The sequence below is a fragment of the Lawsonella sp. genome (assembly GCF_011525565.1).
Lineage (GTDB): Bacteria > Actinomycetota > Actinomycetes > Mycobacteriales > Mycobacteriaceae > Lawsonella > Lawsonella clevelandensis_A.
Map to the genome: position 1 here is coordinate 327,389 of NZ_WVRS01000001.1, position 12,258 is coordinate 339,646.

Below are 12,258 nucleotides of genomic sequence, written 5' to 3' on the forward strand. Positions count from 1 at the left end.
TTTACAGACCTTGGTGGTATAACCGCTTAGAGGGACGAGATTCTAACCACGACAATAATGCTGCATGCGCAGATGGACTTAATGCTAACTCTACCTCTGGGGTGCAGCCAGTGACGGAAACAATACGAGTATTCTCTTCCATCAACGAACTCTCAGAAGAGTTTGGGCTGCGACGAGATGAGATACGAATGTCTTCGCGATTTAAATCGAATGATTGACGGCTAACAAACTTAAGAAGTTGGTAGTAGCGTACACAATTTTCTTCATAGACGAGGATCCCATGACGCCACCCATGACTGCCTTCCGCAGGCAGCGTCCGCATGAGCACTCCCGTCCCCTTACCCTGCAGTGCAGTCATGTGACGGTAGAAAAAATACAACGCAGCCGCCAGTGCAATAAGTAACACACCGACGGCTACGATACTAACCCACCACATAAGGGCAGCATACCTTGAATTCCACTTCTATTTCCAACTTGTCGTTAGAGTCCAAGTACAAAACAAAGTCATCTATTCTTTTTTTACTATGCTGCTGCAGCGAGTCTCTTAGCGGCACGAATTTGTGCACGCAAATGAGACCGCTTCCACTCGGGAGTATCCTCTGGAAGATCAGCCAACTGCTTCTCAACATCCGCAAGAGATATGTTGTCGGCGGGGATAGCCTTTTCAGCCATCACCATAACATGCTTACCTGTGCATGAAAGAAGACCGCCAGAAACAGCAAAGACGAGGAAGTCACCATCGGCGCTGTGTACAGTCACAACGCCGTCCTCTGCCATCTGGGCAAGGATTGGCTGACGCCCATAGAGGATACCCATCTCGCCTTCAACCGTCGTACTAGTAACACTAGCTGCGGTACCGGACCAGACTGAGCCATCAACCGAAACGATTGAAACATCCAAGTCAGACATAACAGATTATTCTTCCTCGAGAGCTTTGGCCCTGTCCTCTACCTGATCAAGTCCACCAACATTGCTGAAAGCCTGCTCAGGATAATTATCAAAGTCACCCTGGCAGATCTTATCGAAGGCCTCAATAGTATCGGAAAGAGGAACAACAGAACCTGGGATACCGGTGAACTTTTCACCAACCAGCATATTCTGGCCGAGGAAACGCTCGATACGGCGGGCACGACCAACCAGTACCTTATCCTCTTCTGAAAGTTCATCCATACCAAGAATGGCGATGATATCCTGCAACTCCTTGTACTTCTGCAAAATATTGATGACATTCTGAGCAACTCGATAATGCTCTTCGCCAACAATACCTGGCTCCAAAATACGGGAGGTAGAAGAAAGCGGATCCACTGCCGGGTAGATACCCTTTGAAGCAATACCACGTGAAAGCTCAGTGGTTGCATCAAGGTGGGCGAAGGTTGTGGCAGGTGCCGGGTCGGTGTAGTCATCAGCAGGCACATAAACAGCCTGCAGTGACGTAATAGAGTGACCCTTAACTGAGGTAATACGCTCCTGCAACTGACCCATTTCATCAGCCAAGGTTGGCTGATAACCCACGGCGGAAGGCATACGGCCTAGCAGGGTAGAAACCTCTGAACCGGCCTGGGTGAAACGGAAGATGTTGTCGATGAAGAGAAGCACATCCTGGCCCTGTACATCGCGGAAGTACTCCGCCATGGTCAGAGCAGAAAGTGCGACGCGCATACGAACTCCCGGCGGTTCGTCCATCTGTCCGAACACAAGAGCGGTATCGGGAAGAACACCCATATCGCCCATCTCGAGAATGAGGTCGGTACCTTCACGGGTACGCTCACCAACACCAGCGAATACTGAGGTACCGGAGAACTCACGCGCAATACGCGTAATCATCTCCTGAATAAGCACTGTCTTACCAACACCAGCACCACCGAAAAGGCCAATCTTGCCACCCTTTACGTAGGGGGTAAGGAGGTCAATAACCTTAATACCGGTTTCAAGGATCTCAGTTTTACCTTCAAGTTGGTCATAGCTTGGAGGCTCGCGGTGAATGGACCACTGCTCTCCATCACGCCCAAGACCAGGCTTATCGAGGCAATCGCCAAGGGCGTTAAAAATGTGGCCCTTAACGACATCTCCCACAGGCACGGAAATGGGATTACCGCTATCGACAACCTTGGCACCACGAACAATACCGTCAGTAGGTTGCATAGCGATTGTACGGACAATGTTATCTCCCAGATGCTGGGCAACCTCGAGCGTGATCTTATGGGTATTGCCGCTCAAAGTAGCATTCACATAGAGAGCATTATTAATTTCTGGAATGGCGCCCCGCGGGAACTCTATATCCACCACGGCGCCGATAACACGAACAACTCGTCCTTCAAGAGCGATATCCGCTGATTTTTGATCAGTCAGGGCTGAGGTCATCTCTTAATCTCTTCCTGCACTCTCCGAGAGAGCGCCAGCTCCACCAACGATCTCGGTAATTTCTTGGGTAATCTGAGCCTGTCGAGCCGTGTTAGCGAGGCGGCTCAAGTCCTTAATGAGCTCATTAGCGTTATCTGTAGCTGCCTTCATTGCTGTACGACGAGCAGCACACTCCGAAGCAGCTGATTCGAGCGCAGCTGCAAAAACACGCGTCGTAATATAACGCGGCAGAAGCTTGTCAAGAAGCTCTTCAGCATCTGGCTCAAACTCATATTCAGGAGATAGCGAATCAGAATCAGTCGGATCGGAGAGTAAATCCTCACCGAGAGTAATGGGATCATCGTCGTAGACCGGCTCAATTGGGATCATACGACGCACTGTTGGAATCTGAGACAGCATCGAACGGAATGTGGTGTACACCAAGTAAATGGCGTCACAACCAGCAATTTCCGAGCCATCAGGGGCAGACAAAGTACCTCCAGACCCCGTTAAGTAGCTATCTAACAGATGTTCAAGGGGACTCTTGAGATTCTCATACTCTGGATTCATTGAGAATCCCGACCATTGGCCTGCTAGGTGATGATCATGGAAGGAGTAGTGGGCAATGCCTTTTGCCCCCATGACATAGAGAACTGGTTCTGTACCATGTTCTTTCAACATCTCACAGAGCTCATCACAAGCCTTCAAAACATTGTGGTTATAACCGCCACACATGCCTCGATCACTAGTAATAATGAGCACGGCTGCACGCTTAGGATTAGACCGATCTGCGAGAAGAGGATGCGTCATGTTAGTCGCACCAGCCACTGCAGACAGCACGTTGACAATTTCTTGTGCATACGGTGCTTGTGCAGCAGTACGGGCCTGAGCACGAGTAATACGTGACGTAGCAATAAGTTCCTGCGCGTGAAAAATTTTCGCATTAGACCTTGTCGCCGAAATACGATTTTTTAGCGCTTTCAAATCTGCCATAGATCGCTCCCTCCTCTCTGATTGGTAGAAGTCGTCATCATTGTCATCACACCTTACGCTTCGCGAGAAGCAGTACGCTTCACCGGCAGAGTTTCTTGTGTGACTGCTTCTTCTTCAATAGCCTCCGCATGCAATGCAGAACCATCGGAGAGACGGAAAATCTTCTTGAAGTTGTCAGTTGCAGCAACGAGCTTAGCGATAACATCGTCAGTCAGCGGCTGTCCGCCCTCAATATCAGTGAAGATATCCGCAGAGTTACGATGCAACTCACTCATCAGCTGCTCTTCAAAACGACGTACCTCCCCTACCGGGACTTCGTCGTAGTGACCATTACTGGCCAAGTAAATGGTGACAATCTGGTCTTCCACTGGCCACGGATGGTGCTCACCCTGCTTCAAGATTTCAACCAAGCGTGAACCACGAGCCAACTGCCGCTTGGACGCATCGTCAAGGTCGGAAGCAAAAGCAGCGAAGTCTTCTAGCTCACGGAAAGAAGCAAGATCCAGACGCACACTGCCAGATACTTTCTTCATTCCCTTTGTCTGTGCAGCACCACCGACACGGGAAACAGAAATACCAACGTTAACAGCAGGTCGAACACCACTGTTAAAGAGGTTGGACTCCAGGAAGACCTGACCATCTGTAATAGAAATGACGTTCGTTGGAATATAAGCAGAAACGTCATTAGCCTTGGTCTCGACGATGGGGAGACCCGTCATAGATCCGCCACCCATGTCATCAGAAAGCTTGGCACAACGCTCAAGTAGACGAGAGTGCAGATAGAACACATCGCCAGGGTATGCTTCACGTCCCGGTGGACGACGTAGCAGAAGCGAAATAGCTCGGTAAGCTTCCGCCTGCTTAGATAGATCGTCGAAAATAATAAGAACGTGTTTGCCCTGGTACATCCAGTGCTGACCCAAAGCGGAGCCCGAGAAGGGAGCGAGCCACTTAAAACCAGCAGAATCAGATGCAGGAGCGGCCACAATCGTCGTATATTCCATTGCGCCGTACTCTTCTAGCGCAGCTTGGACACCAGCGATAGTGGAACCCTTTTGACCAATAGCAACATAAATGCACCGCACTTGCTTAGAAGGATCTCCAGATTCCCAGTTAGCCTTCTGGTTGATAATAGTGTCAGTACAGATAGAGGTTTTACCAGTCTTGCGATCGCCAATGATGAGCTGACGCTGACCACGACCAATAGGGGTCATTGCATCAATAGCCTTTAAGCCTGTCTGCATAGGCTCACTGACCGGTTTACGTTGAAGTACAGTAGGTGCCTGCAGCTCGAGGGGGCGTTCCGCCTCAGACCCTATTGGGCCCTTACCATCGATAGGCTGGCCCAGCGGATTAATAACGCGGCCAAGGAAAGCATCGCCGACGGGAATAGAAAGTACTTCCCCAGTACGACGAACTTCGTCACCCTCTTTAATCTGTTCAAAGCTACCCAGTACTACAGCGCCGATTTCGCGCTCGTCAAGGTTTTGAGCAACACCAAGTACACCACCTGGGAATTCAAGTAGCTCATTAGCCATAACTGACGGTAGGCCACTGACACGGGCAATACCATCAGCTGCCTCAACGACAGCACCAACTTCACTACGGGTAGCGTTGGGATCGTAACTATCCCGGAACTGCGCAAGGGCATCCCGAATTTCTTCGGAGGAGATCTTTAACTCCGCCATCTTTTCCCTGCTCTTCCTAATGTTTTATCTAGACTAAGCTGCGCCGGAGCGAATCAAGCTTGCTAGCAAGACTTCCATTAATAATTCCACTGCCCACCTTGATGATGACACCGCCGAGAATAGCGGGATTAATCACCTCATGAATGGACACCTCAATGCCATAGATGCCATGAAGTTTCTTGCGAAGTGCTTCACGCTGAGCATCATTTAACGCTACGGGAGTAGTCACATCAGCTACTCGACGTCCAATTTCATGCGCCGCCTGGCGAGACAGAATATCAAGATCATCAGCAGCAAGTCCCTCTTGTGGACGAGCAACTGCTTGCGACGCAAGAATCTCCGAAATAGCTGAAACTTTCCCGTAAAACAGTTGAGCAAGCAACGCACGCCGCTCATCTGCGGAAGCTCTTCTATCACCCAAGGCCTGTTCTAAGCCAGGATGGGCCTTAATAGTACGGCTAAGCTGAAAAAGCTCTTCTTCTACCTGCGGAAGCGAGTTCGAAAGCTCGGCTGCTTGTAGTAATGCAGAACGGGCAGTACGAACAAGCCCATCACGGAGATCAGCTGGATTGGACCAATCCAAACCAGCAGCTTCTTGGCAGACGCGCAAGGTTTCAGGCAATACCTTGTTCTCAATGAGACTAGTCATGAGAGTTCTGCGCTGTTGCGGAGTAGCAGAAACATCTGCCACTGCGATACGCGTCGGACGATCCTTTTCAATAATTTCCACAACGGTGAATAGCTCGGCACCCATCTGTTGTCCTAGAACAACAGACTGTTCACTCTGACGGATAAGGTCTTCCGCAAGAGAACGAATATGGGCAAGAGCATCACGGCTGGCGGCATACATGACAGTCATCGACGGGCAACTCCCGCATTGTCATTGTCACCAAGGTTAGCGAGGAAAGCATCAATGGTACTAGCCCGCTTTTCGTCCTCGTGCAGCTCTTCACCAAGAATAAGCTCAGCGAGGTTGGTGGCTTGTATACCGATGTCATTCTTGAGATCGGTATAGGCCTTTTGTCGTTGGGCATCAAGGGACTGCCGTCCGCTGGCAACGATACGATCGGACTCAGCGACAGCTTTGTCCTTCATCTCAGCCACGATCTGTCGTCCCTGTTCACGCGCTTCTTCACGAATCTTAGTTGCATCATCGTGAGCCTGTGCCAGCTGTTGGTTGTATTCGTCCAACGTCTGCTGCGCCTTGACCTGCAGTTCTTCTGCCTTGGCCATGCCGCCTTCAATACGATCGCGTCGTTCTTGGAATACTTTCCCATAACGCGGAAGAACGAATTTCCACATCAACAGCATAATGATGAGGAAACAGACCAGTGACCACACCACGTCATAATTAGTCGGGAAGAGCGGACCAAGGCTGCCATCAAGAGGCATATTCTTGGTCGAGTCTTCTCCTCCAGAAGCAAGAATAAGTGAGGTCATCATTTTCGAATAGTCCAACGTTTAGAAGAGGAAGCCGGCCACAAGAGCAATAAGGGCCAAAGCTTCAGTGAAGGCAATACCGAGGAACATGGTGGTACGAAGCTGTCCCGCCATTTCCGGCTGACGAGCCATGGCCTCAACTGTTTTACCAGCAACAATTCCGATACCAAGGCCAGGACCAAGAGTAGAGATACCGTAACCGACAGTGCCGAGACCCTTAAGGGTGGTTTCGGTGTTGGCGGCAAGCGTCATCAGATCCATTATTTTTCCCTTCTTAATTCTCCCCACCCATCGTGGGGGAAGCTCAAATTCGTATGGATATGAAGTTATGGGGATAGGGAGCTAGTGCTCACCGGCATGGAGTGAAAGGTCAATATACACAGCTACCAACAATGCGAAAATGTACGCCTGCAAGAAGATCACAAGAAGTTCGAAAAGTGTGAAGAGAACGGATGCGACCAACGTGACTGCGGACAATACAGTCCAACCATTGAACTGCCAGAAGAAGAAGTCAGTAGCAGCAAAGATCAGGGCCAGAATAAGGTGCCCTGACAGCATATTCGCCATAAGACGAATAGTGAGAGTAACCGGACGAAGAATGAATGTGGAGATGAATTCGATCGGAACAACAATGATGTGCATTGCCGCCGGCATATTCGGAATAACGACCGAAGACTTCATGAATTTAAAGAACCCGTATTTACGAGATCCTGCGTAAATGAACGCTATATACCCGACGATAGCCAGTACAAACGGCATACCAATACGTGCGTTCGGCGAGACGTTAAGGAACGGGATAATCGACGGTAAGTTGAGGAAAAAGACAAGAACAAATGTCGCAGTAATGAGAGGAAGGAATCGTTTACCTTCTCTTTTACCGAGAATATCCTCAGCTACTCCAGTACGGACAAAGTCCAATACCATTTCGGCAGCATTCTGCAGCTTGCCCGGAACAAGTTTGGGATTGCGAAAAGCTAATGCAAATAAAAGCGCGACAAGAAGTACTACGAATAGGCGCACAACCATGAGCCTGTCGAGGGTGAACCACCCTCCAGCAACATCATGGAACCATATTGGATCAGGAAAAAAATCCCCCAAAGATGGGGTGTGGAATTCACCCTTCATAGCCGCTACATCTGAGTTGATCAGTGGTCTCTCCCCTCATGGAATGTAACCGTATGTACATCTGCGGCAACAGTGAACATGACAAGACCCACTTTAACAGCCAGTGGAGAAAAAGGCCTATCCAGAATAGGAAGCTGTGTCAAGATTCACTCTGAGTGATTCTTGTCTTCTTTTTCCAATTGGGGTGTCACATACGTGACCTGGGTTTTCTTCACCCCAACAGTCTCAGCAGCAAGAACGACAATAAGAGCCGCCGTCATCACCCACACAAACGTAGGCCGATCATAGAACGTGAGATGCTTAATAGATGCCACAATCACCAAAACAATAATGATTTTCAGCAGCCAACTTCCCATAATGATCGCCATCGTGACGCGCGGTGAAAGGTCACGTGTCAAGAGCACCATGATGACGGTAATAAGCTCAAACACCCCAGCAATAAGGCCTCCTAAAAGAGCACCCCATATACCCGCTGTGCCAGCTGTACACCAGCCAACTATCACACCAATAAGAAGAACACCTGCTAGGCCAATAAGACCGTTACGCAGCGCATTGAGAAGAGGAAGCGGTTTTTCTTCACGATATGGTTGTAGTTTCTCCCGCGTTTCTGACGCATCAGAAGAAGTATCACTCATCGCTGGATTCCTCTCGTAACGAACTGCCATCCGTGCAATAATTCATCTGCTTCACACGCGGCGAACTAGTTGGCTGCCCTATGGTATCTCGTACCGCAGCTGTTCCCCCACCATGCGATCTTTTGACAGAACGATCACGACTGTTCCGCTGCTCTGACCAACGCTGCTGTACACGTGGAAGATATGTCAACACTGCCACAAGTAAAGCAAGCATAATAATGAGAGGAAGATACACCTGCCACGGTAACAAAAGAGGTGTAACGGCAGCAGTAGTCAACCACCCTGCCCATAGATAAATAATGAGTACAGAGCGACGTTGTGAATGCCCCACCCGCAATAAGCGATGGTGGAGATGCATTTTATCGGGAGTAAATGGGCTCACACCAGCACGAGTACGTCGTACTACCGCCATAATGAGATCCAACATTGGAATAAACATTGCTGCAATAACCACTAAAAGTGGTGATAACAACGCTAATGCATCGCCCACCCCATAGCCAGAAAGTGAGGTACGTCCCGATGCAGAAGTAGATGCTGCAGCTAAATTAAGACCAATAAGCATAGAGCCTGAGTCCCCCATAAAGAGACGTGCAGGCTGAAAATTATGGGGAAGAAAACCTAAACAAGCTCCCGCTAAAACTACCGAAATAATTGCAGGAGGATAAGCAGACACTGCACCTTCTTGCTCCGAGAGAAGATGCACGGATAACACCATAATGGCCACTGCTGCTATCGCCCCCACCCCAGCAGCAAGACCATCTAACCCGTCAACAAAATTAACCGCATTAATAATGGCGACAACCAGTAGAACCGTAAAGAATCCAGCCTGCCAAGGATCGAGCACAAGATTATTAATACCCCCAAAGGGAACATAGATCTGAGTCCACGAAAGACCCATGACAACCATAATGCTCGCAACAACAATCTGCCCTAATAGCTTAGTAACAGCATCCAGTCCCCACCGGTCATCCACGATGCCGAGAATAACGATGAGGCATGATCCCACCATTGCCGCTTTCAGATCGGGAACAAAAGTAAAGCCATTATGCAAAGCCGGCAAATTCGATGCAATGACATAGCCCGCAACAAGGCCAATGAAAATTCCTATTCCTCCCCACCGCGGTATAGGAATAACGTGCACGTCACGCCGTCGCGGAATGGCCATAGCGCCACCGCGAATAGCGATTTTACGAATAAGACCTGTAATAAGAAAAACAACAATTATGGAGGAAAGGAATACCAACCCCAATTCTCTCCACGGCACACCGAGGCCACCAGCAACACCAAACATAGATGCGCCAGCTAGAGTGTGTACACATGGAGCAGAAATAGTGATGTTTCCCCTTCTCTACCTATAGAAGTATTACGCCTTTTCCCTACGCAGTACCGCAGCAGGCGTTCCAATACTACGTGCTACATCTTCTGCAGTGATAGTACCTTCCCGAATAATACGTGGAGGTTCACATGTAACGTCCACAATAGTTGATGCCGTGCCGCTATCCGCAGGCCCACCATCCAGATAGATGGAAACACTCTCCCCCAACTGCTGCTCTGCCTGCGTGACATCAGTAGCTGGAGCATGCGCTGTAATATTTGCAGACGATACCCCCAATGGTCCCGTCAGCCGTAATAAATCTAGCGCCACCGCATTAAGAGGCATCCGCAACATTACCGAATGCGACGTCTCCCCTAAATTCCATTTCACTGTAGAAGACTGTGGAACGACCACACTTAAACCACCTGGCCAATACGCCTTCATAAGAGCAACAGCAGGTTCAGGCAAGTCTCCCGCCAATTCCTCCGCCGCAGCCCACGAACCGACAAGAACCGGCACCGGCATATCCGGACCACGATGTTTAGCCGCTAATAGTGCTGCCACAGCTGCCGGGTTAAAAGCATCACACGCAATGCCATAAACAGTATCGGTAGGCATCACTACCAGTTTCCCAGCTGCTAAAACGGCCGCAGCCTCCGTCAGCGCAGCCGTACGATTATGACCAGGCAGACAATTGTAGGTAGTCATACAGATATTCTTTCTGAAGAAAGGGGACTCTTCCAACGAGCAGTCATAAAACGTGGACGGCCAGCTAAATCTAGATGGTCTTTACAGTCACTATAGCCAGCTCTCTGCGCAAGCTGTGTGAGGGACTCTCCGGTGGCATCATCATGTTCCATACCGAGCACTGCACCAGGTGTAAGAAGCACCGGAAGGTGGTGAAGAATATGCCGACTCAAGACGAGCCCGCCTTCTCCCGAGAAAACGGCATCAGTTGGGTCAAACTCTCTCGTTTCCCTATCGACGGTGCTGTCCAAAGGAACATAGGGCGGATTACACACCACTACATCAATACTGTTCTCGGGGATTCCCCACCCACTATATGGGAGAGTCGCATCTCCCTGGATAAGGGAAATCTGCGGAGCCAATGCAGCAACATTACGACGTAAATACATAAAAGCCTGGTCAGAATACTCCACTGCCCATATATACGCAGTGGGAAATGCTCGTGCCATAGCAATAGCCAACACGCCCGATCCTGCACAAAGATCGAGAATATGCAGTGGTTGTGCGCTGGACATGGACATCTGTTGGTGTGCTGCTTTTATCGCCCAGTCTGCGAGGAGCTCAGTTTCTGGGCGGGGGATAAACACTCCCTCCCCCACGGCTACAGAAAAATCTAGGAAGGGAGCCTCCCCCAGGATATGCTGCACCGGTTCGCGGGACATGCGCCGCTGCACCCACCCTTCTAGAGTGTCTTTTTGTGCAGTAGTCAGTTGTGTATCACTACGTAGTATCAGTTGCGCAGGTGCACAGTGAAGAAGTGCTGCTACAAGCAAACGTGATTCGGCAGCCGGTGAATCGATGCCAGTACTCTCTAAACATGCGCAAACCCACCGCAGCACGGTCCGCACTGATAAATCAGTAGGGAATTCAGACTGAGGTGGGTTTGTCATTGGAGTATTACTCCGCTTCAAGACGAGCTTTCCGATCAGCTTCTACAAGAGCATCGATGAGGTCACCCATGTCTCCATCGAGAACCTGGTCAAGATTATGCGCTTTATACCCAATACGGTGGTCAGTAATACGATTTTCGGGGTAATTGTAGGTGCGAATACGCTCCGACCGGTCTACAGTGCGTACCTGATCGGTACGACCGGAGGCAGATTCCGCCGCAGCCTCTTCTTCCCGGATAGCTTGCAGACGCGCCTTTAACACCTGCATCGCGCGGATTTTATTCTGCAGCTGGGATCGCTCATTCTGGCACGTCACGATGAGCCCTGTAGGGAGATAGGTAATACGCACAGCGGAGTCAGTCGTGTTCACTCCCTGGCCACCTTTACCGGAGGAGCGGAAAACATCGACACGAATATCTTTATCGTCGATCTCGATTTCTTCCACTTCTTCCGGCTCAGGGAAAACGAACACGCCAACCGCAGAAGTATGGATACGGCCCTGCGATTCGGTGACGGGAACGCGCTGCACGCGGTGCACACCACCCTCAAATTTCATTTTGGACCAGACACCATCACGGCTCGGCTCACGAGACTTTACCGACATGGAGATATCTTTATAGCCACCCATGTCAGACTCTGTAGCGTCGAGGACTTCTACTCGCCATCCAAGTTTGTCGAAGTACTTGGTGTACATGCGGGCTAAGTCTGCAGCGAATAGGGCAGATTCTTCGCCGCCTTCACCAGATTTCACTTCGAGAACAATATCATCGGCATCATGTGGGTCACGCGGAGCAAGAAGATCTGTTAATTGTTCTTTCAGCTTCTCCACTACTGGTTCTAGACGTGCCACTTCTTCTTTGAAAGAGGAATCCTCCTTCGCCAATTCTTGTGCAGCATCTAGATCGTCCTGTGCTTGTTGCAGCTCGCGATAGCACTTCACAATAGGGCCTAGCTCTGCGAACCGCTTAGCAACACGACGCGCAGCGGTCTGGTTATTGTGAAGTTCTGGATCTGCAAGTTGCATTTCCAAACCGGCATATTCCGACAGAACATCATCGACTGCGGAAACTGCAGTAGCCACGGAA

Annotated in this window: 14 protein-coding genes; all 14 read right to left on the bottom strand. The window is 49.9% G+C overall.

What is annotated here, in order from left to right; translation table 11 throughout:
* Position 1: 1 nt before the first annotated feature.
* The 14 genes from QZV76_RS01540 to prfA all read right to left on the bottom strand — a co-directional run bounded on the left by QZV76_RS01540 (position 2) and on the right by prfA (position 12,254).
* Positions 2–436, bottom strand: a complete 435-nt coding sequence (locus tag QZV76_RS01540; RefSeq protein WP_290595473.1) for a DUF2550 domain-containing protein — start codon at positions 434–436, stop codon at positions 2–4.
* An 86-nt stretch (positions 437–522) separates the two neighbouring features.
* Entirely contained in the window at positions 523–909 is a 387-nt protein-coding gene (locus QZV76_RS01545) for a F0F1 ATP synthase subunit epsilon (RefSeq protein ID WP_290595474.1), read from the bottom strand.
* Positions 910–915: 6 nt separating this feature from the next.
* Positions 916–2,361 carry a F0F1 ATP synthase subunit beta gene (gene atpD, locus QZV76_RS01550; RefSeq protein WP_290595475.1) on the bottom strand — a complete coding sequence of 482 codons (1,446 nt, stop codon included), beginning with the start codon at positions 2,359–2,361 and terminating at the stop codon, positions 916–918.
* Positions 2,362–2,364: 3 nt separating this feature from the next.
* On the bottom strand, positions 2,365–3,333 hold the full coding sequence (locus QZV76_RS01555) for a F0F1 ATP synthase subunit gamma (protein WP_290595476.1): 969 nt from the start codon (positions 3,331–3,333) through the stop codon (positions 2,365–2,367).
* Between the two features lie 53 nt (positions 3,334–3,386).
* Positions 3,387–5,021: a F0F1 ATP synthase subunit alpha gene (gene atpA, locus QZV76_RS01560; RefSeq protein ID WP_290595477.1), complete on the bottom strand. Its 1,635-nt coding sequence runs from the start codon at positions 5,019–5,021 to the stop codon at positions 3,387–3,389.
* Between the two features lie 28 nt (positions 5,022–5,049).
* Positions 5,050–5,880, bottom strand: coding sequence for a F0F1 ATP synthase subunit delta (locus QZV76_RS01565; protein WP_290595478.1), 831 nt, complete (start codon positions 5,878–5,880; stop codon positions 5,050–5,052).
* A complete protein-coding gene (locus tag QZV76_RS01570) occupies positions 5,877–6,461 on the bottom strand; it encodes a F0F1 ATP synthase subunit B (protein ID WP_290595479.1) in 585 nt (194 codons plus the stop codon). The genes QZV76_RS01565 and QZV76_RS01570 overlap by 4 nt, the downstream gene beginning before the upstream one ends.
* A 21-nt stretch (positions 6,462–6,482) precedes the next feature.
* Positions 6,483–6,722 carry an ATP synthase F0 subunit C gene (locus tag QZV76_RS01575; protein ID WP_290595480.1) on the bottom strand — a complete coding sequence of 80 codons (240 nt, stop codon included), beginning with the start codon at positions 6,720–6,722 and terminating at the stop codon, positions 6,483–6,485.
* An 81-nt stretch (positions 6,723–6,803) separates the two neighbouring features.
* Positions 6,804–7,586, bottom strand: a complete 783-nt coding sequence (gene atpB / locus QZV76_RS01580; protein ID WP_290595481.1) for a F0F1 ATP synthase subunit A — start codon at positions 7,584–7,586, stop codon at positions 6,804–6,806.
* Between the two features lie 146 nt (positions 7,587–7,732).
* Complete coding sequence (locus QZV76_RS01585) at positions 7,733–8,221, bottom strand: hypothetical protein (protein ID WP_290595482.1); 489 nt, start codon at positions 8,219–8,221, stop codon at positions 7,733–7,735.
* Positions 8,214–9,512 (bottom strand): glycosyltransferase family 4 protein, encoded by a 1,299-nt coding sequence (locus tag QZV76_RS01590; protein ID WP_290595483.1) that lies wholly within the window; start codon positions 9,510–9,512, stop codon positions 8,214–8,216. The genes QZV76_RS01585 and QZV76_RS01590 overlap by 8 nt, the downstream gene beginning before the upstream one ends.
* Positions 9,513–9,584: 72 nt before the next feature.
* On the bottom strand, positions 9,585–10,244 hold the full coding sequence (locus QZV76_RS01595; protein WP_290595484.1) for an L-threonylcarbamoyladenylate synthase: 660 nt from the start codon (positions 10,242–10,244) through the stop codon (positions 9,585–9,587).
* Complete coding sequence (gene prmC / locus QZV76_RS01600) at positions 10,241–11,173, bottom strand: peptide chain release factor N(5)-glutamine methyltransferase (protein ID WP_290595485.1); 933 nt, start codon at positions 11,171–11,173, stop codon at positions 10,241–10,243. Before prmC ends, QZV76_RS01595 begins: the two co-directional genes overlap by 4 nt.
* Positions 11,174–11,180: 7 nt before the next feature.
* A complete protein-coding gene (gene prfA / locus QZV76_RS01605) occupies positions 11,181–12,254 on the bottom strand; it encodes a peptide chain release factor 1 (RefSeq protein WP_290595486.1) in 1,074 nt (357 codons plus the stop codon).
* Positions 12,255–12,258 lie beyond the last annotated feature (4 nt).